Consider the following 21,316-nt stretch of genomic DNA (forward strand, 5'->3'; position numbering starts at 1 on the left):
ATACAAACAAAGACGAGGTGATGAAATGCAAGCAAAATTGGCAGCGGACGCCATTCCCATCTCCAAAAAGCGAAAGACATGGATAAGGACGATCCAAAAGTATAAAGTGATGTATGCTCTCTTATTACCAGCCTTAATTTACTTTGCGGTATTCAAATACATTCCTATGGCGGGAATCATGATTGCTTTTAAAAACTACAACCTGGCTCTGGGACTATGGGATAGCCCATGGGTGGGATTCAAAAATTTCACGGATTTTATGAACGGCGTTTATTTCTGGGACATCATGAAAAATACGATCATCATATCGTTGTATAAGTTATTGTTCGGTTTCTCCGCGCCCATCGTACTTGCTTTACTCCTTAATGAAGTGTATAGCCAATGGTTTAAGAAAATCGTACAGACCATCACTTATTTACCTCATTTTCTGTCATGGGTCATCGTTTATGGAATTATGGTAGCCTTACTAGCCCCTGGGGATGGTCTCTTTAACATGATTTTGAAGGATTTTGGTGTTGAACCCATCTCTTTTCTAACCGAACCTGCCTGGGGCAGAATGCTGATCATCTTATCTGAAGTATGGAAGGATATTGGATGGGGGGCGATTTTGTACCTTGCCGCCTTGGCAGGAATCGATCCAAGCTTATATGAAGCGGCTCGAATAGATGGTGCTTCCAAATGGAGACAGCTCTGGCATATCACTTTACCTGGCATTCGAGGAGTCATTATCCTGATGCTGATTCTTAAATTAAGCCATATCCTGGATGCAGGTTTTGACCAAATATTCATGTTTGCCAACACCTTTAACCAAGAAAAGATCGACATTATCGACACATGGGTATACCGGGAAGGGTTGGAGCGTCTTAAGATTGGCTTGGCTACTGCTGTAGGATTGTTTAAAGCTGTCATCGGATTTGCTTTAGTGTTGGCAGCGAATAAGCTCGCCAAAAAATTCGATGGGCAAATCTGGTGAGGTGGTCTTTAGTATGATCCATTTGACAATCGGGGAAAAAGTCTGGCAAACCGTCGTTTATGTGATTCTTATTTTGTTATCCCTACTGTGCGTGCTGCCCTTCCTATATGTGGTTGCTGTCTCCGTAACGCCAGAATCGGAAGTATTAAGAAGAGGGATTGTCATTATACCAGAATCCTTTACCTTTCTGGCCTATAAAGAAGTATTCATTTCTCATGGAATCTGGCAGGCGTATAAAATTACGTTGTTCCGAACGATTGTAGGGACTGCGTTAAATGTGTTTTTTACGGTGATCGCGGCCTACCCGTTATCCAAAAAATATTTGCCCGGAAGAAGTCCGTTTTTACTCTTCATAGTATTTACCATGATGTTCAGTGGGGGACTAATTCCGACATATTTACTAATCCGCTCTCTGGGATTGTTAAACAGTCCTTGGGTATTGATTATTCCAAATCTCATTAGTGCATTTAATCTGGTGATCATCAAAGGTTTTTTTGAGCAATTACCTGGTGAAATTGAGGAATCAGCGAGGGTAGACGGTGCGAGTGAGCTTCAGACATTATGGCGGATCATTTTACCCTTGTCCTTACCCGTCCTGTCCACCATTTCCTTATTTTACGCAGTCGGGCATTGGAACAGTTATTTTGATGCCATTGTATATATCAATGATTCCAACTACATGCCACTTCAAGTGATTTTGCGTAACATCCTGCTTAACGTTGCAACTCAAAGCGCTGATTCGCTCGCCAATTCCGGGGCTGTAAGTACGTTCGCTGTGCAGATGGCTACAGTTGTTGTAACTACAGTCCCGATATTGATCGTTTATCCATTTTTGCAAAAGCATTTTACCAAAGGTGTACTCCTGGGATCCGTTAAAGGATAAAAGATGTTCCAACCTAACTTATTACGGGGAAACCGTGATAATATACAAGCAAAGGAGAGGTCAATATGCAGCGTAAAAAGATTTCATTTGCTATTCTGTCGGCAATCTTAGGACTTGGAACGCTATTGTCAGGATGTGGGGGAAATGAAGAAATTACATCGACAACTTCGGGTAATTCGCAAGGCCAGTCTGGGCAGTTTGCAACCAAAATGAAAATCACAATGTTTAACCAAGGCACTTTCAACGCTGCAGCGCCGGTACCTCCACGTGATGAAGATGTTCAACGCCAAATGTTGGAAGAAGAGATGAATATCGACTTGGAGATGATGATTCCTCAAGCGGGTCAAGCAACAACCAAACTGAATACACTCATTGCAGGCGGGGATATTCCAGACTTGATCTTCTTGAAGAGCCGTGCTGATCTCGCGCAATATTACGACCAAGGTGTTCTTGCGGATTTGACACCGTATATGGACCAATTCCCTGAACTACAGAAACGGTTTGGCAACGACTCCTGGGAGGCGATGTCTTATCAAGGAAAAACGATTGGAGTTCCAGGCTATGATAATGTAAACGGTATCAGTCGAAGCTTCTTCATCCGTAACGATTGGCTGAAAAAGTTGAATATGGAGGTACCAACGACACCTGACGAGCTGTTCGAAGTTATGAAAGCCTTTACAGAGAAAGACCCGGACGGGAATGGTAAAAACGATACGTACGGATTCATCGGCGGTATGAATAAAGAAGGCAATCTGCAAACCTACGGCTTTGATAGCTTGATGTGGATGTTTGGCGTCAATCCGCCTTCAGCCGTTGAGATAAAAGATAATGAACCGGTATTTCTATTTATCGATCCCAAAATGAAAGAGGCGCTTGCTTACATTAATAAAATGATGGCAGCCAAGGTGGTTGACCCGGACTGGGTGACGATGAATTCGCCTGATCTGTTGGACCAAAAGATGTTTAAGGGTAAAGTTGGCTTCATGATCAGGGATGCTCGTAGACTGGAGCCGGATTATCAGCAGAAAATGAAAGAAATTAGTGGCGAGGTGCCTGAATGGATCGTTATTCCTCCGATGAAAGGTCCTTACGGCGATCAAATTGTAGAGCGAAAATCATTCCAGGGCAATTCATGGGCCATATCCGCAAAAGCGGACGAGGACAAAATCATTCGGATCTTGTCCATGCTGAATTATCTCTTTACGGATGAAGAAACCTATCCAAACTTTGCATACGGAATCAAAGGAATTCATTGGGATGTCGTAGACGGCAAGATCAAAAATAAAACCTCCGAGTTATCGAAGGAAATGAAGGAAAAATACCTGTGGGTTGATCATTATAGAATGCCACGCCGTGGTGATGATGCAGAGTACTTCAGTTTCCAGAATCCGAAGACAGCGGAAGCTTTCAAGGACAATCAGCAATTTGTGGGGCCAACGTTGCCCGGAAATTTATTGACCCCAGACCCAAGCGATACCTTGGATGCTGACCGCACTCGTTTCATTAATGAAAGCTTGGTTAAATTTATGACGGGCAAAGAGCCTCTATCCAACTGGGACAATTTCCTCCAGACGCTGGATACCAAGTTTGACATGCAGAAATATAAGGAAACCGCAATCCAGCAATTTAAAGAAGCCGGCCTTATCAAATAAAATAAACGAAGAGAGAGTGGCTATTCTTAGCCCCTCTCTTTATTAGCATATGCTATTCTTAGTTTAAAACGGAATTAAAAGGAAGATGATCGATGCGAAGAAGAATCAGCTTGCCTTTAAAATTATTTTTTATCGTGTTTGCCTTTGTATTAGGCTGCATTATCTTGATAAGCCAATTGTCGTATCGCTATGTCCAAAAGGAAATAAGAACCAATGACATTTTTTACACCAATCAAATACTAGACAAGGTGGACCAGTATTTCACCGTTAATTTTTCCTCCTTCCAGACGATTCTCTTCTCAGTTGAAACATCAGTGAAAGCCAACATTAACAATACCGAAGTGATTAAAAAGCAATTAAGGGAGCTGTATGAACTCAACAGTATTTATGTCAGTAATATTTATTTGATCAAAAGCGATTTATCCATTCTGGGTGGAAGTACACCTACTCGAATATTCGATGAACCTTTATCTGAAAGAGCACCTTTATTTGACGCGGCTGACAAGAATAGAAGGACTACCTTTGTTAGTGAACCTTACAAATCGAAGTATTCCGGCTGGACCGTTACGATGGTTCGATATCTGAACGGTGCTCCGTTTCCTATGGCCATTGCGGTTGATTTGGATCTAAATGCCATTGAAGAAACCTTATTCAAGATTAATAAACAGGAACAAATGAATCTGGCTCTGATCACTGCGTCAGGTAAGATCATTGCCGGATTTTCTGAAAATAAAGAACCTCTAAATATTCAAGATCATTCTTTTTCGATTGGAGAGACGTCAGCGGAAGAAATTCTGGATACAACAGAAACAAACCTTCAACTGTATACCAACGATGGTACTCCGATTTCCCTTTTGAAAAAACCAACGGAGAAATTCAACTGGACCATCATCTCGATTAACGATGAATCACGCTTAAAAGCAGCGTTGTCCAGGTTGGAAACCTATTACCTCGAACTGCTCGCTGCAGGTCTTCTTTTAAGTTTGTTCATTTCTTTTTTGGTTGCCAAATATATAAGAAAACCACTTTATACGCTCAAAACAAAAATGAAGCAGGTGGAACAAGGCATCCTCACAACAACAGTAACGATTAATCGAAACGATGAGTTTGGAGATCTTTCACGAGCATTCGATCGTATGCTTCAGCAGATTGTGGAACTGATTCGCCGAGCTGAACTTCATAATGAACTAGAGCGCAAGTTGGAAATCCAGGTGTTACAGTCTCAAATTAACCCTCATTTTCTGTATAACACACTTGGTTCAATCAGCAACGTGATACGTCTCGGACAAATAGAGAAAGTAGATGTAGTGATCGGGTCACTCATTTCATTATTGGAATATGGGATAGATGATGCATCAGAGAAGGTTTCCCTACGCCAGGAATTACGCAATGTAGCCGACTATATTGAGATCCAGAACATTCGGTATAACCGAAACTTCCACTTGATTGAAAATATCGAAGCAGGACTGATGGATTTTCCAGTTTTCCGAATGCTGTTACAGCCCCTTGTAGAGAATAGTATCTTCCATGGTTATAACGGAGGGGAACTTGAGGGGCCTATTACGATTCATGCGTACAGGGAGGACGGCATCGTCATCATCGAAGTTGTTGATCAAGGTGAGGGAATTCCAGCTGATAAAATAAAACATATTTTAATCTCAGAACCGAGTGAAGAGGAAGTGAAAAGAAAACGAATCGGGCTGAATAATATTCATGGGCGAATAAGACTCCACTACGGAGATCAATTCGGGCTGGATATCATTAGCATACCTAAGGAAATAACCCGTATACGCGCTGTATTCCCGGCAGAATTGCCAAAAGGAGATGCATAATGGGGAGAGACTATACCTGCTTCATTGTTGACGATGAAGACCTGATCATTCAAAGATTGGAATTGTTTTTTAATGAACTCTCTTATAGGGATAGACGATTTGTTCTAGTGGGCAAAGCGAATAATGGGTTGAATGGGATCGAGGAGATCATCAAACTTAAGCCGGACATCGTCATATCCGATATCGTTATGCCGCGAATGGACGGAATCTCCATGATTGAGCAGCTCAAGGCGGAGCTCCCCCATACCCAATACATACTTCTCACCGCCTATTCATCCTTCGAATACGCTCAGCGAGCGATTCAAGCCAACGTATTGGAGTACATTGTAAAGGTTCCACTGCGGGAAGCAGATTTGAATCGAGCGTTGGATAAGGCAGCCGGAATTTTAAATGAGTTTGAGAAAAAAAAAGCGGAATTTCACTCGTTAAACGTATCCGTGCTTGAAAATAAATATAGAGTCCGCAAGCAATTTTTTAACGAATTGATCCGAGGTGAAATTCCTTCTCATCGGGCATCGGATTTTACCAATCGCATGCAGTTTCATTTCTTTCAAGCCAACTATTGCTGCTTCATCGTTGAGATGAATACGTATGAAAGTTTCCGAAACGAATACGCGGCCGCAGATCAAAACATCTTGAAGTATGCGATTACAAATATCATCGAAGAAACGGTGATGAATGGTAGCAGTGGCGTAGCTGCGGATCTGTCCGATAATCGTTTTATTGGTTTTCTATCCTGGGAAAATAACCGCAGTGATATGGAAACGGAATATGCTTGCCTATCCTTGGGAGGGCAGATCATCTCTCATTTGCATCAATATTTGAATAAAAGGGTATCTGTCGCTTTTGGAAGTCCGCACCGAGGCTGGGAATCGATCAAACAGGCGTATACGGAAGCTAAAAATGTAAGTGAGGACTTCTATTATCATACCGAAAAAGTCGTAAAAACACCGATGCATCGGTTCCAATACCATAATGACAAAAAAGCAGACTTTCAGCAGAAGTTGACTGATTTTCTTATACGGCTAAAGAGGAAGATTTCCAAGGAAGAGCTGGACAATGCACTTGCCGATCTGTCGCAATTTGCTACGGACCATAAAATCCACAAGTCCATCATGGTGCCAATGATTAGAGACTTGTACAGAGACATTACCGTCAAATTTAAATCGGGGAACAAGATGGCCACGGAAGTTCCAGACTTCCCCATGGAATTTATGGCTTTTCAGGAGCAGCTCGCCTATATTGGTGACTTCACATTCGAATACGTGCATGCGGGCCAACTATTACATCGCGCAGAAATCATGAGTGCTATGCATTATATAGAGAATAACCTGAAACAGCGCTTAACGCTGGAGGCAATTGCGGAGGAAGTGAACTTAGCACCATCGTATTTTAGCAGCTTATTCAAAAAAACAATGAACGAAGGCGTGATTAGCTACATCAACCGTAAAAAAATCCATCTCGCTCTCGAGTTGTTAAACGTTCGGGATTATTCTTTATTGGAATTGTGCGAGGAAGTAGGCATCGTTAATGAAGGTTACTTTTGCAAACTGTTTAAAGAATATACGGGGGATACGCCCAAGCAATATCGGATAAAAATGACACGGTAGGAATTCAAATAAGGATGCAAAAAATGTATGATTTTTTCGCGAAATCCTGTAAAAAAAAAGGGACCAAAACCATTACCATGATAGGAGCATCTAATCATGGAGGTTATCCAAATGGAGCTTATGAAAGCAGATGTAACCATCGTAGGCGGAGGTATTGCCGGGATATGTTCTGCCATTGCTGCCGCACGCCAAGGACTCATGGTTTCACTTATCAATGATCGGCCAGTATTGGGGGGAAATGCGAGCAGCGAGGTCAGGGTTCATATCAACGGGTCGGCATATCTCGGAAACAGTCCATCCTATTATGCTCGCGAAGGCGGATTGGTGGAAGAACTCAAGCTGAAGATCTTTCATTATAATCCGTTATACAACAAAAAGCTTATGCTTTCGCTTTCGGATACGGTTTTGCTCGACATGGTGTATGATGAGCCCAACATTTCTCTATTTCTGAATACATGTGTGCATGAAACGGGCATGGAGAACGGCAGAATCAAATGGGTGGAGGGCCTTCAATTGGCTTCAGAGAGAAAATTTCGTTTTGAAAGCCCAACCTATATCGATTGCTCCGGGGATGGAATTGTTGGATACCAAGCAGGTGCTCACTTCCGATGGGGAAGAGAGGCGAAGCATGAATACAAGGAGGAGCTCGCTCCAGAAGTGGCGGATCATTACACGATGGGTGATACGATTCTGTTTCAAGCCCGTGACGTAAACTATTCCGTTCCTTACACAAGGCCTGGATTTGCGTATGATATTACGAAATTGGAGTTTTTCGATAGTATCAGAAAAGGATTAAACCATCGGTCTTTTCCAAGAAAAATCAACGGACTTGGCGGATTGTGGTGGCTGGAATACGGCGGACATATGGACATTATCAAGAATAATGAAGACATCGCATTGGAACTGCGAAAATTGGTGTACGGGATATGGGATTATATCAAAAATAGCGGTGAGTTTGATGATGTAGACAATCTCATCCTGGATTATGTATGCCCGATTCCGGGAAAACGGGAGTCGAGGCGTTTTATCGGGGAACACATGCTGTCTCAGAACGATCTTACAACAAAGCCTCATTTCGAAGATGCGGTATCCGTCGGAGGCTGGTATATGGATCTGCATGCAAATAAAGGCATCTACGATGAGGGGCCGGCTACCGCGTGGAATTTTGTGCCGGGATTGTATAATATCCCGTTTCGTAGCTTATTTTCACACAATATCCCAAATCTCATGTTCGCTGGCCGCAATATAAGCGCTACTCATGTGGCTTTTGGGTCTACAAGGGTGATGGCAACTTGTGGTTGTATGGGGCAGGCGGTAGGAACGGCTGCTGCGTTATGCGTAAAATACGAGACAGACCCCGCGGCCATCGTCAAAGCGCATATGGGTGAGCTTCAGGCTCAGCTGCTTCGAGACGGGCAAACGATTGTAGGGCTTCAAGAGCCGTTAGATTCTTATTTCGCAGACGGATTAACGATTCGTGCCTCGTCTCAGCGAAGCTATGAACAACTTCATCCAACCGAAGAAATCTCCTTGGAGAAAGCGTTATGTTTGGTCTTGCCGATTCAGACATCTGTGGTTGAGAGCGTGCAGATCAAAATTAAAAATAGATCCGAGCATTCGGAAACGCTGCAAGTGAAGCTGTATGGCGGGGATCGGAAGGAAAACTATATTCCCACCAGCAAGTTGAAAGACTATCCCTTGCTTATTTCAGCGGGTCACGATGACTGGATTACACTGGAACTGGGCTGCGAGAAACCAGCTGATGACAAGGTCTACATCGTATTGGAAGGTACGGTGAGCCTTACCGTATACAGCAATGAGGAGAAAATGACTGGAGCGGTTAGCTTCCTTTATAGACCGGAAGAGCCGTCCAGACTGAAGAAACTTAATAAGAGCATTTGTTTCAAGGATCTACAACCATCCCAGGATATGTATAATCCCGCGAATGTCGTCAACGGTTTCTCCAGACCTTATGGTTTGCCGAACGGCTGGATTTCGGAACGTACGGAAGGACAGGAATGGTTGGAATTTGGTTTTGCAAGCCCTAAGAATCTGGATGAAATCCATCTTGTTTTCAATTCGCAGCTGAATTTGGAACATTTCGACGATCCGATCGAGCCACTGATCCAAGATTATGATGTGACGTTAACTTTGGAAGACGGAACCGAGAGTGAAATTAAAGTCCATGGGAATTATCTTTCGTTGAATAAACATCAGGTGCTTGCAAAAGGTATAACCCGGATCCGGTTTGATTTCTACGCAACGTATGGTTCACCTTATTATGAAGTGTTTGCTGTAAAACTTTTTGCTCCTAAAAACGCTAAGTGAGGGCAGGTGAAATCATAATGAAGGAATTTTTTCCTCGAAGAGGGCTGCCTAATGTCATTCAGAAGTTGGAAAATGGAGAAACCGTGACCATCGTCTATTTCGGCGGCAGTAATACACGTTCGAAAGGATACAGGGTCATGACGGCGGATTGGCTGCGAGGGCAATATCCCCGTGCCGATATCCGCGCTGTGAATGCAGGTATTGATGGGACAGGATCGGACCTCGGCTGCGCCCGTTTGGAGACAGATGTACTGCGTCATCAGCCTGATCTTGTGTTTGTTGAATTTGTTGGCAACGATGGCGGAGTGCCCGAATCCAAAGCGCGCATCGAAGGCATTGTCCGACAGATTCGCAAGCGGAGCCGGTTTAGCGATATCCTGTTTGTATATACGATTAAGGAGCGGGATTTGACCTCATTTCAATCCGGTGAATACCAGAAGGGCGCTCTTATGCAAGAGGAAGTCGCCGAATATTACGGCATTCCTTCCATTCATCTGGGCGTAGCGGTCAGTCAATTGGTTTCGGAAGGAAAGCTCATTTTCACCTCCAGGGCAGACGTGGCCATTCCCGGAGCGGTTATTTTCACACATGATTCGATCCATCCGACGATTCCCGAAGGACACCAGATTTACACAGACACCATCATTCGGTCATTCGAAAAAATGAGAGAGCTTCGAGATCACGTGGGAAAAATCGAACATCACTTGCCGCAGGACCCTTTGGTCCCGGCCAATCCTTGGGAGTATGCAACCATGCTGCCACTGGATCGTCTTACTCATTTTTCCGCAGGATGGTCTTACATGACCCCCGATGATTTTCCCTTAGTACGCGAGTATGATTGGTTATTCCCCGGTCTATGGCGAGCAGTTGATCCAGGAGAGACGATCACAGTGGAGTTTGAGGGAACACACATCGGCTTATTCGATATCGGGGGGCCGGATTCTGGCCGATTGAAGGTGTCGGTGGATGGAGGGGAAGCCTTACTTATCGATCGATTCACCCCCTACAACGATCATAATCGAAATCAATATGTTTTCTTGCCAGAGCTACCAAATGGGAAACATACCGTTCGCTTCGAGATCGATCACGAGAAAACTGACAAAGCGGCTGTGTTTGAGGCTAGCGGCAATGAACGAAGTATGGAACATGTTCGGCAGCATCCAGCTTGGTATGATCAAACGGTCATTCAGCTTGGAAAGTTGTTATTGCTTCAGCCGCCATTTTAATTGATTGGTTCACTTGGAACACTTGGAAGACCTATATTCTAGCTGACTGCAACTGAGCAATCAATTAGGATGTAGGTTTCTTTTTTTACTTTACTTAAAATCGTATAAGAAATTCTTAAAATGAAAGAAATTTCACCGTGATGTAACATGCTAAGATGAAAACGACAGAACGGGATTTAGGCAGAAGGATAAGGTTAAGTGCTTTTTTACGATCATTTGAGCAAAAGGTAACTCATTTTTGGAAGCGTTATCATTATGAGGAGAGGCTGTGAATTGTATGGTCAAAAGGAAGCTGTTTTTGTTCATCGTTTTCATGTTGACGATCGTAGTTCCTTTCAGCCTGATCGGAATAAGGGCCGCTTACGCGGAGACCTTACCTTATCAGACCATTATCATCGATGACGGTAGCGTTAAGATTAATGATGTTGTGACACCTGATGCGGGTAACGAGAACAATGGATATTCGGCTCCAAATTGGACCACAAGCACAGGAGTGAAGGGGTATGATCTTTCCAGCTCCAAGTATACAAGTACAGCAGGCAGAACGATCACATGGAATCCACGCTTGGAAGCAGGAACGGCGAAAATATCGTTCTATAAGCTGGATTGGGCGGATAAGGCTGATAGCAATGTGAAAATTGAAATTGTTCATAATGGAACGACGGATGTAGTCTTTATGGATCTAAGACCTTCATCTGGTGATCCAGCGGGATGGGTTGATTTGGGAGAGTACTATTTTTCTGGAGTTGGGGAAGAATTTGTTCAATTGACCCGGTCTACCGGCACCACAAACACGATCCTTACGCGCGCGGATGCGGTCAAGTTCGAAGGGAATATTGAGCAAAAAGAGCCACATAAGACGATTATCATTGATGATGGGAGCCTCACAATTGATCATGTCGTTACGGTTGATTCCGGCAACGCTAATAACGGATTTTCCGCTCCTTATTGGAGCACAAGTGCGGGAGTGAAGGGTTACAATAATTCCAGTTCCAAATATACAGACGCCGTAAATAGAAGCATCACATGGAATCCACGCCTGGAAGCAGGGACGGCGCGAATATCGTTCTATAAGCTGGATTGGGCGGATAAAGCAGATAGTAATGTGAAAATTGAGATTGTTCATAACGGGATTACGGATGTTAAGTTTATGGATCTCAGACCTTCGTCAGGTCCATCGGTTGGATGGGTGGATCTGGGAGAGTATGAGTTTAGTGGTGATGATAGCGAATTTGTCAGGCTGACTCGAACGCAGCCTTCTACGGGTACAATTATTACGCGGGCTGATGCAGTCAAGTTCGAGGGGAATATCCGTCAACAGGCACCACCGTTGCCCCCGCTGCGGAGCCGCACATTAACGAATCTCAGTTACACAGAGAAAGGCAGCATCGAAAATGCAAACTACAAGGCAACCTTCTATGAGGCAGCATGGGATGAAGGTAAATCCATCGTTCGTGACATGTTCTACAAAAACACAGAAACCGGGAACTGGGTTCCAATCAATAATGAATCGGAAAGACTTGAGGAACAATGGGTTTTATTGGACGGGAACGCGGGCAGCCGGACCAATTACTACGATACGATGAACAAACGCTGGATTACATTCGACGGGGTCCATTTTCCCGACAGCCAGACAGCGGTATTAACCGATTCTACGCATGGCAGTGAGTATGATTTTGAAGTGAACTGGTCCATGGAAGGGGATAAACCCGATGTTTCTTTTGCCTTTACGCCTCGCCGCAACGGCAATTATGTGATTGGATATCAGTCCTTCACAACAGAGGCAGTCTCGGGCATCAATGAAGTGTTAAATGGATTCAGGTCACATGCCAAAATGGTAGGTACGGTGGAATCCACAAGCTTAAGAGAGCTGAGCGCTCCGATGAGCCTGATTGAGAAAAATAATGGTGCGGGAAATCCATTGACCTATGGCGTATTTGTACCTTCGGCAGAGCTTCCGGTTGAATTTGAACCGACGGGAGGCGTTACGAAACAACGGCTTGGCATGAGCCTGGTCAACAATGAAGGCAGCGTACAACCAATCCTGTATGCGCCTCAATTAGGGACTTATTCGCAAATGACCGCAGAAAACACCTATCAATTTCATATGGGGCTAATTGCTCAAAAAAGCAATCTATATGAGTCCTACGTGGATATTCTTCGCAATGAGTACGATTATTCGGCATACCGGGAAAATGTGTCAGATCAGTCGCTAACTGACGCGATGTTTAATATGATCGATTTGCTCAAGATAGAGCCACAAGGGGACGACTCTGTGAATTATGTCCCGTCACCCAGCGGGTGGTGGAGCCGTGCCAAGGGCTTTATTGATATTGAAAATGAAGATAGCGTTCGAACAAGCTCAAATGCAGTTCTTTTGGGAGCTTATTATTTAACTGGGGATGACCAGCTATACGATACGAGAGCACTGCCGTCCGTCCAGTATGGCGTATCGCGAAATGGTATCGGCTGGTCGCCAACGCAGAAGAAAGTATACGGTGTGCCTTCCTTATGGAAAATGGCTACTCTGCCGTTCGATGTTTCAAGCGTAGCCGCTGTCAATCAGATGATGGGCACTTCGGCAGGAATTGGTGCACTGGCACAGGAAGAATACCTCGTGCGTGACCCGGATCAGAAAGACAGGGGTCCTGTCATTCAGCCCCTGATGATGTATCGGATGACGGGAGATTCAAAGTATTTGCAAGCTGCGAAGGATGCAGCCGACAGTTATATCACGCAACATATCGATACGCCTGCATCCGTGGATGTAAGTAAAAATGAGTTCATTTATTATTATAGCAAGCTGTGGATGGAGATCTTGGAGCTATATGAGGAAACTCAGGATCCCAAATACTTGGATGCCGCCTATAAGGAAGCCAAACGCTATGCAACCATGTTTGTTGCTCGTCCAGTTCCTGAAGGTAACGTTACGATTCCGCAGCCGGAGACATATAATTATGCGGAGTCGTTCCATTGGCCGGAAAGTGGTAAATTTCAATATCCTAGGCTCAAGCTTCCAGAAGATATAGCCGGAGGGGTTCAAGCGGAGCGTTGGCTTGTTTCACCGAGCGGATTAACGTTTGAAGCAGGAAGTACAACCGGCTATTATCGGATGAATGCTCAGGAAGCTCCATTCATGCTGAGATTGTCGCTCTATACAGGGGATAAACTGCTGCAGGATATTGCTCATAATGCGGTTATTGGACGATATTCCAGTTATCCAGGTTATTATTATAAAGGCTTCGCCGTTAGCCAACTTGAACCGGACTTTCCGCTGGAAGGCCCAAGCGGGGCTACATCCATCTATTATCACCATATTCCGGGGCAGCTTGGACAAACGATGGATTATTTGATTAGCGAACAATCATTGAAATCAAACGGAAGCATTACGTTTCCTTCTGTATTTGAAACGAATTTTTTATGGTTCAAATATCACCTTTATGGGAATAAACCAGGTCAATTTTATGGTAATTCAGACGTCTGGCTTTGGATGCCTAAGGGGATTATTAAGACCAACCATCCTCAATTGAATTGGATAACGGGTGAGAGCGGGGATAAATTCTACATCGGGTTAAGCAACGCATCTTCAGAAGAAGTTCAGACTCCAATTGAATTAAATGAACAAATCATTGGATTCAACCCGGCACAAGATTACGCCGTAACGATTATCCGCGACAATGGTACACCAGAGCAAACGGTAATGAGTGGTGGAATCATTCAAGCTACGGTTTCAGGCAAGGGAATCACCGCAATCATTGTAGAGGGACTCGATATTGATGTACCGCTGCATCAGGTCAGAACGGCAGAACCATCGGATGCAAGCTATTTCTTTGATACCCACAGTCCAATTGATGCGGTTAAAGGCATGCTGATCGTTAAGCCTGACGAAACGGTTTATGATGCTTATGTGCAGGCCAAAACAACGAAACCAGCGACAATCCATTATTCCCTGGATGGCGGGGCCACGTACACAACCTTGCCAGATACGATATACCCAATGGAGTGGTCGATACGGGTGAATGATTTATCCCAGACTTTCACTTATTATGTGGAATCGGAGGGGAAGCAGACCCGCAAGCGGACACTCTATCTGCCGGATCAGGTATCGGAGACTCCAGTTCAACCCGATGGGCAGGATAGTTCAACCATCATTGTGGATAATACGGAGGCGGAGACAGAAGGCGTCTGGATAAGGGATACGACGGCTAATGATTATTATTATGATAACTATGTGTATGCCAAATCTACGTCCGGCACAGCGACAAGCAAAATGAGATGGCGGCCTGAGCTGCCGGAAAGTGTCACTTACAGTGTGTATTACAAGATTCCGCAAATCACGGCTGCGAGTGAAAATTGGGCAACAAATGCCTCATTTACCGTTTATTATAGCAGCGGCTCCGAGACGGTGACAGTTGATGAGACGACAGCGAATGGTACTTGGGTGCACCTAGGGGATTATCCTTTTGCTGCAGGCGATAGCGGGTACGTGGAATTAACCAATAAGGCCAACAAGTCCAGAGTCGTTGCCGATGCAATCATGTGGGTGGACTCAAACAGGATACCGCAATTGGAGTCTGCGGTGATCATGTCCGATCGGAACGAGTTGCAGATGACTCAAACCGCACAACTGAGCGTAACCGGCTATTTGGATAACGGTTTGATCGGTGATCTTACACAGGCCGATGTGCAGTATTTCGTTGATCGTACGGATCTGGCTGAAGTGAATAGCAGTGGGTTGTTGACTCTTCTTAATCTCGATGGGAACACGGATCACATTGAGGTATGGGCTACTGTCACGATTGACGGAGTGACCTTAACCACAGCACCTTTGAATATCACGATCAGGGACCTAACGGTTATCGTGGACAGTACAAATACAACAGGGTTATACACGACAGAAGGGTCTTGGAGCCAAAGCAATTTAGCTGGATACAAAATTGGGGTTAAATCCCGCTATTCAACAGTTCAAGGATCATCAGCAACGTGGAAAGGCGAGTTTCCAGAGGGGAAATATACGGTCTCGATCTACAAACTTGTCCATACGACCGCAAACGATAACAATGTCAAAGTGGAAGTGAAACATAAAACGGGTACCGAGGTCACCTATATCGATGCAACGGCCGGCTCATCGGGTTGGGTTAATCTGGGAACGTTCGACTTTACAGGTGACGGCAGCGAGTATGTCCGGTTAACCAGAGTTACGCCTACAACGGTAGACCCGCCAACGCTTCCAGCGGATATGATCTATACGAGGGTTGACGCGGTTATGTTCGAACGGCATTCTGATGATTCGGATCTGCTTGCAAATGAGGTGCAAGGTGAACCGACACTTTCTGAATGAGGGCAGTGATTTATGAATGGATTCTCTAGACCCACACAAATCTTCAATGGTACCATCATACACCTGCTTGAATTGAAGATTGCAGGAGGATATCATGTGGAACCTGATATGTTGGAAGAGTACATTTAAACTTAGGATTATAGAAGAGAGACTCGGCAAAACGAAAACCAGTGAAGTGTACTCATTCACTGGTTTTTACTGATTTCAGTTTTGATCTTTAAAAGAGTAAGGACCTTCGTTATCTCATACATGCTCATCTCGGCAAATTATACATAATCAGATTGTTATATTTATCCGCATGTTTCTGTTCGTCCAGGATGATTCCCCACACCGTGTCTTTATATATGCCATAAGGGAGGCCAAACCATATTTTTCTATACTTTTCCACGGCAGCCAATTCACCCTGAAACGCCTTTTGCAGTCCAGCAAGATAAGAGGAGACCGTCTCAATCGGCTCACTGCTTACGCCCGTAATCTCCTGGCCTGTCAGATCCTTGTACATTTGCCGGAACATTTGATTATGTCCGCGTTCATCATTACGGATGCTCGTGATGATGGCAGCCTGATTGGCATCGGGTGACAACTGAATCAGTGAATCATAGAACATCTCATCGTTTCGTTCTCCTTGCACAGCCGTTTTGATTAATTCAAGTGCTTCGGCTGATGATGTTGCCCATACCGGAGTATACGTGTACCTGTAACCATAAGGATATGCCACATACATTACGAATCCCTCCAAGACGAATATGAGTTAACATATGCACGTATGCCCATCAGCGTTAACCCATATCATCTGTCCTGCCTTATTAGTGGAAAGCTTCAGTAAAACTTCACTTCGTATACCTCAATAGTTTACTGTAACCATATGCAAGAACAAATGGCAGGAGGTATGACAAAAAGGTCCAAATAATGTTCCATCCATTAAAATAAATGACATGCCCCATCATTTTGGCAACCCATTCTAATAATGTGAGAGACAAGGCTGCAACGAGAATCGCCACCCATGGCTTGGCATCTTTAACTATGATGACATACATCATCAAACATCCGGCAATTGGATAGATCCCCAGGTCCATAGGGAGAGCGGCAAAGGACTGGTTGCGAGTGTTGGGAAGTATATTCCAGAAATAATTAAATCCCACATTGTTGATGCAAGACGCAATAGCCACGCCGAGTGGATAATAGATAACAAGGATCTTCAAGTTCCGTCGTAAAATCCATACTGCCAATAGTATAGGGACGACCATACCCAACAAAAAGTTTCCTAACATGCATTTTTCCTCCAAAGCTTGTTACTTGTATAGCTCACAATAAGCTGCATCACTCCGTTGTCTTCTCTTCCAGAAGGCGATCTACCTTATCTGAAAAGCATCCAATTTTTTATCATAATGCTTGTACGTATAGAATCCAATGACGGCTTTGATTGCAAAAAAGAGCACCGCAGCAATGATAATGAGAATATAATTGTGGGCAAGCTGCCTTAACCAATCGTTAACTGCATTTATTGGATTTCTCTCCCTTCAATGCAAGTGGTTTTTGTATAAGGTAACCAACTCCATGGGATATAATGCATATTAGCCAAACTCGGAATAGGCATTTGCTTTACTCGAAGTGAATGAACAAGTTTCGGTCATGAAAAAAGCCAATTATAGAACGGCTACGGTTAAGGATGTTCATAAGGATTTTATGAAAAAAATCCCTTCTCTTCGGATGAAAGAAGAGAAGGGATGATCCTAAACTATTGAAGTATTATCGAATTATTGATGCTTGCTGAGAATATCAAATATGATCCTGGCATTATCTGTGTTGTCGATCAAACCAGCAAAGCGATGACTTGCCGGTCCGTAGGCATAGACCGGAACATCTTCACCTGTATGTCCACCTGTTGTCCAGCCCGTAAATGAACGGTTATCAATAATCGCTTCAATGGCATTATCAATCTTTGTTACATCCGCACTTTGGGCTGCTTCTTTCACCGATTGAATCTCTTCAGGTTTCAACTCCAGTTTGAGATAACTTTTCAGTGTTTCTTCAACCGAAGCACCTTTTGCAATTTGTGCTGCCATGAAGTCAGGCGTGCGCAGTGCAGCTTTGATTGGGTCTACGAAGAAGTTGTATTCTCCGTCTTTTCCAAGCGTAAGTCCACCCGTGGAGTGGTCGGCAGTAGCTACGACAAGTGTTTCACCGTCTTTTTTGGCAAAATCAATAGCTGCCTGAAATGCTGCTGCGAAATCTTCCATTTCACTCATCGCGCCAACGATATCATTATCATGTCCTGCCCAGTCGATCTGGCTGCCTTCGACCATTAAAAAGAATCCTTTGTCGTTTGAACTTAGACGATCAATCGCTGTATTGGTCATCTCAGCCAATGATGGAGTTGCAGCAGTACGATCTATCAACTTGTCCAGACCTCCGTCCGCAAACAGTCCAAGCACTTGTTGATTCTTATCCGCAAGGAGAGAGGAACGATCTGTAACATAGCTGAATCCGGCCTTCTGGAATTCCTTTGTCAGGTCACGACCCTCGCGTACAAAATTGGATTTCCCTCCACCCAGAAGTACATCCACCTTATGCTTGCCATTAATCAACTCATCATAATAATCGTCTGCTATTGCATCCATATTTTTTCGACTGATATCATGGGCACCGAATGCAGCTGGTGTGGCATGAGTGATCTCCGATGTAGCCACGAGTCCGGTGGACTTGCCGTTTTCTTTAGCCTGCTCAAGTACGGTTTTGACTTCCTTCTGCTCAGGGTCAACCGCAATGGCCGCATTGTAGGTTTTTACGCCCGCCGACATAGCCGTTGCTGCGGAAGCGGAATCCGTTACATTTTGTTTATCATCATCCGGATAGGTCATTTGTGCCCCAACCAGATAAGGGTCAAATACGGTTTTGTCCATGCCCTTCGTCGAAGGGTCATCTTTCATATAACGGTAGGCGGAAGTATAAGAGGTCCCCATGCCATCCCCAATGAGGAAGATGATATTCTTGATTTGTTTTTTCTCCACACTTACAGCTTGAACGGCACTTGCTTGTCCGGCAGACAAGAGAGTGGAAGCCGATACAGCCAGAGTCAGCGCTACCGCTGGTAATACTCTTTTGGATAATTTCACAATGATTCCTCCTCATAATATCTCGACAACAAAAATGAATGCATGAATCTATATTCATTTGTTCATCATTGAGAAGATTAGCATTTATTTGTAAATGAAAACAAAGAATTTTGTATAACTGAGGTAAAATAAAGGCGATGCGTTAATTCTTTGCATGTGGAGAGCAAGTCAAGGATTCCAATCAAGGCAAAATGTTTCCGGGGAAAGTTTCACATGATCTTCTACATACGAGATTACATTACAAAAATATACTCATCCCGCTGTTTTTGAAGTATGATAAAACATAAGTAGAACGCTTTCATTTTCATATTACTGTTAGTACACAATCAATTTCATTTTCAGGAGGCTCTTTACCATTGACCAAAAAAATTCCAACTTATGATGGGTATCTCTTTGTACATTTTATTGGCGAACAACCAGGCGGAGAGCAAGTCTATTTCTCCTATAGCGAGGATGGTCTTCACTGGAAGGACCTTAATGGCGGCTCACCTGTGCTGTTTTCCAACCTTGGAGAAAAGGGGGTAAGGGACCCGTTTCTGGTTCGTTCAGTCAAGGATAATAAATTTTATCTGATTGCTACGGATCTCCGCATCGCAAGCGACAAAGGATGGACTCATGCTGTTAACGCCGGGAGCCGTGATGTGATTGTGTGGGAATCCAGTAATCTTGTGAACTGGTCTTCTCCTTGGAACGTTACACTTGGTGTTGAGGGTGCAGGTTGTGTCTGGGCACCCGAAGCAGTGTATGACGAAGCAGCAGACGAGTTTCTCGTGTTCTGGGCTTCGGCGACTCAGGAGCCCCAAGAGCATGAACGAAAACAAAAAATATACAGCGCGCGTACAAAAGACTTTCGTTCGTTCTCCACATCGGAAAAATACATTGAGCGGGATAATCATATTATTGATACAACGATTCTTCCTGCGGATGGATCTTATTATCGATACTCCAAGGACGAAACAACCAAAAACATACGGGTAGAAAAAGGAGACTCTCTGGACAAAGGGGCGTTCGTTACGCTGCAAGCACCGGTACTAGAGGCTGTGGCAGGTGTGGAGGGGCCTCAGATCTTTAAATTCAATGATCGGGAGGAATGGTGCCTCATTGTTGATCGATTTGCTGAAGGCAAGGGCTATCTTCCTCTGCTGACTACAGATCTGGGAAGCGGTGAATTCCGCATTGTACCTGAAGGCGATTTCGATATGGGAACGACGCAAAAGCGGCATGGAAGTGTCCTGCCAATCACAGCCGAGGAGTGTGGCCGGTTGCTAGCGGCTTTCGGAGATGGCCATCAGGTGCTTCCCGGACAATATGCCGATCCTGACGTCGCGTGGTTTGAGGATCGTTACTATATGTATCCGACAACAGATGGCTTCGATGGTTGGTCGGGAACACAGTTCAAGGTATTTTCTTCTTCAGACCTGAAGCATTGGCAAGACGAAGGTGTGATCCTTGATTTAGGGACAGACGATGTAACCTGGGCAACCGGTAATGCTTGGGCACCTGCAATTGCCACCCAAAACGGGAAATTCTACTTTTATTTCTGTGGCAAAATGCTGAACGGCGAAAGTGCCATCGGCGTTGCTGTGGCGAATAAACCGACAGGTCCATTCCTCGCCGAACCGCAGCCCTTAATTACAATGGAGCAGTTGAAACGTCTGGGCATTACCATGGGACAAGCTATTGATCCTTCCATCTATGTCGAAGATGACGGAAAACCGTATCTGCTATTTGGCAATGGACATGGTGCCATTGTGGAGCTTGGTGAAGACATGATAAGTGTCGTTGAGGACACAATGAGCAATCTGGCGGGTTTGCATGATTTTCGTGAGGCGGTAACCGTGTTGAAGCAGGGTGGCCTATACCATTTTACGTGGTCCTGTGATGACACAGGCAGTGAAGACTATCATGTAAATTACGGAACAGCAGAGCAGTTATACGGTCCAATCACCTATCAATATCCGATCCTGAGCAAAAATGTCGAGAAGGGCATGCTGGGCACAGGTCATCACTGTATATTTAATGATTCCGAAACAGGTCAATACCGGATTGCCTATCACCGTTTTGTAACACCACTATCCAGATTTTCCTCTGGAAAGGGTTATCACCGCGAAATATGTATGGACCCGCTTCTGTTTGGTAAGGACGGACTGATTCAGCCTGTTATACTCTAGTATAAGACGTTTAATTAAATCGCTATCTATAATAAAGATCTGATACAATATGAATGCCTGTCAAATGTCGCTTTTAGCGGTTTTGGCAGGCATTTTTATCATCCACCTGGAACAAGCCAAAACCGTAGGGCTGAGAGGGTTTAAAACTTATTGAACGTATTCACTTCGGAATACATTTGACAGG

General features: G+C 44.3%; 12 protein-coding genes. 9 read left to right on the plus strand and 3 right to left on the minus strand.

Annotation, left to right across the window (positions count from 1 at the left end):
• Positions 1 to 25 precede the first annotated feature (25 nt).
• From NYE45_RS15430 to NYE45_RS15465, 8 genes are all read left to right on the plus strand, one after another.
• The gene (locus NYE45_RS15430) at positions 26 to 973 is read left to right on the plus strand and encodes an ABC transporter permease subunit (RefSeq protein WP_091030155.1); all 948 of its coding nucleotides are present in this window, start codon (positions 26 to 28) and stop codon (positions 971 to 973) included.
• 13 nt (positions 974 to 986) lie between these two features.
• Positions 987 to 1,856 carry a carbohydrate ABC transporter permease gene (locus NYE45_RS15435; RefSeq protein ID WP_017688329.1) on the plus strand — a complete coding sequence of 290 codons (870 nt, stop codon included), beginning with the start codon at positions 987 to 989 and terminating at the stop codon, positions 1,854 to 1,856.
• Between the two features lie 65 nt (positions 1,857 to 1,921).
• Positions 1,922 to 3,508 (plus strand): extracellular solute-binding protein, encoded by a 1,587-nt coding sequence (locus tag NYE45_RS15440; RefSeq protein WP_340012999.1) that lies wholly within the window; start codon positions 1,922 to 1,924, stop codon positions 3,506 to 3,508.
• Between the two features lie 92 nt (positions 3,509 to 3,600).
• Positions 3,601 to 5,340, plus strand: coding sequence for a histidine kinase (locus NYE45_RS15445; RefSeq protein WP_340013000.1), 1,740 nt, complete (start codon positions 3,601 to 3,603; stop codon positions 5,338 to 5,340).
• Positions 5,340 to 6,950 (plus strand): response regulator, encoded by a 1,611-nt coding sequence (locus tag NYE45_RS15450; RefSeq protein ID WP_340013001.1) that lies wholly within the window; start codon positions 5,340 to 5,342, stop codon positions 6,948 to 6,950. Before NYE45_RS15445 ends, NYE45_RS15450 begins: the two co-directional genes overlap by 1 nt.
• Positions 6,951 to 7,046: 96 nt before the next feature.
• A complete protein-coding gene (locus NYE45_RS15455; RefSeq protein ID WP_340013003.1) occupies positions 7,047 to 9,278 on the plus strand; it encodes an FAD-dependent oxidoreductase in 2,232 nt (743 codons plus the stop codon).
• A 17-nt stretch (positions 9,279 to 9,295) separates the two neighbouring features.
• The gene (locus tag NYE45_RS15460) at positions 9,296 to 10,504 is read left to right on the plus strand and encodes a GDSL-type esterase/lipase family protein (protein ID WP_340013005.1); all 1,209 of its coding nucleotides are present in this window, start codon (positions 9,296 to 9,298) and stop codon (positions 10,502 to 10,504) included.
• A 313-nt stretch (positions 10,505 to 10,817) separates the two neighbouring features.
• On the plus strand, positions 10,818 to 15,845 hold the full coding sequence (locus NYE45_RS15465; protein ID WP_340013006.1) for a hypothetical protein: 5,028 nt from the start codon (positions 10,818 to 10,820) through the stop codon (positions 15,843 to 15,845).
• 253 nt (positions 15,846 to 16,098) lie between these two features.
• On the opposite strand, the gene NYE45_RS15470 is transcribed toward NYE45_RS15465, so the two are convergent.
• The 3 genes from NYE45_RS15470 to NYE45_RS15480 all read right to left on the minus strand — a co-directional run bounded on the left by NYE45_RS15470 (position 16,099) and on the right by NYE45_RS15480 (position 18,961).
• A complete protein-coding gene (locus NYE45_RS15470; protein ID WP_340013007.1) occupies positions 16,099 to 16,569 on the minus strand; it encodes a ferritin-like domain-containing protein in 471 nt (156 codons plus the stop codon).
• A 106-nt stretch (positions 16,570 to 16,675) separates the two neighbouring features.
• Entirely contained in the window at positions 16,676 to 17,116 is a 441-nt protein-coding gene (locus NYE45_RS15475; RefSeq protein ID WP_340013009.1) for a hypothetical protein, read from the minus strand.
• 486 nt (positions 17,117 to 17,602) lie between these two features.
• On the minus strand, positions 17,603 to 18,961 hold the full coding sequence (locus NYE45_RS15480) for an alkaline phosphatase (protein ID WP_340013010.1): 1,359 nt from the start codon (positions 18,959 to 18,961) through the stop codon (positions 17,603 to 17,605).
• Between the two features lie 356 nt (positions 18,962 to 19,317).
• On the opposite strand from NYE45_RS15480, the gene NYE45_RS15485 reads away from it, so the two are divergent.
• Positions 19,318 to 21,132, plus strand: a complete 1,815-nt coding sequence (locus tag NYE45_RS15485; protein ID WP_340013011.1) for a family 43 glycosylhydrolase — start codon at positions 19,318 to 19,320, stop codon at positions 21,130 to 21,132.
• The last annotated feature ends 184 nt before the right edge of the window (positions 21,133 to 21,316 follow it).

The organism is Paenibacillus sp. FSL K6-1318, assembly GCF_037976905.1.
Classification (GTDB): Bacteria; Bacillota; Bacilli; order Paenibacillales; family Paenibacillaceae; genus Paenibacillus; species Paenibacillus amylolyticus_A.

What these genes read in the sequence shown, in the direction of transcription:
- NYE45_RS15430 (WP_091030155.1), top strand. Translation starts at nt 26, where the DNA reads ATGCAAGCAAAATTGGCAGCGGACGCCATTCCCATCTCCAAAAAGCGA.
- NYE45_RS15435 (WP_017688329.1), top strand. Translation starts at nt 987, where the DNA reads ATGATCCATTTGACAATCGGGGAAAAAGTCTGGCAAACCGTCGTTTAT.
- NYE45_RS15440 (WP_340012999.1), top strand. Translation starts at nt 1,922, where the DNA reads ATGCAGCGTAAAAAGATTTCATTTGCTATTCTGTCGGCAATCTTAGGA.
- NYE45_RS15445 (WP_340013000.1), top strand. Translation starts at nt 3,601, where the DNA reads ATGCGAAGAAGAATCAGCTTGCCTTTAAAATTATTTTTTATCGTGTTT.
- NYE45_RS15450 (WP_340013001.1), top strand. Translation starts at nt 5,340, where the DNA reads ATGGGGAGAGACTATACCTGCTTCATTGTTGACGATGAAGACCTGATC.
- NYE45_RS15455 (WP_340013003.1), top strand. Translation starts at nt 7,047, where the DNA reads ATGGAGGTTATCCAAATGGAGCTTATGAAAGCAGATGTAACCATCGTA.
- NYE45_RS15460 (WP_340013005.1), top strand. Translation starts at nt 9,296, where the DNA reads ATGAAGGAATTTTTTCCTCGAAGAGGGCTGCCTAATGTCATTCAGAAG.
- NYE45_RS15465 (WP_340013006.1), top strand. Translation starts at nt 10,818, where the DNA reads ATGTTGACGATCGTAGTTCCTTTCAGCCTGATCGGAATAAGGGCCGCT.
- NYE45_RS15470 (WP_340013007.1), bottom strand. Translation starts at nt 16,569, where the DNA reads ATGTATGTGGCATATCCTTATGGTTACAGGTACACGTATACTCCGGTA.
- NYE45_RS15475 (WP_340013009.1), bottom strand. Translation starts at nt 17,116, where the DNA reads ATGTTAGGAAACTTTTTGTTGGGTATGGTCGTCCCTATACTATTGGCA.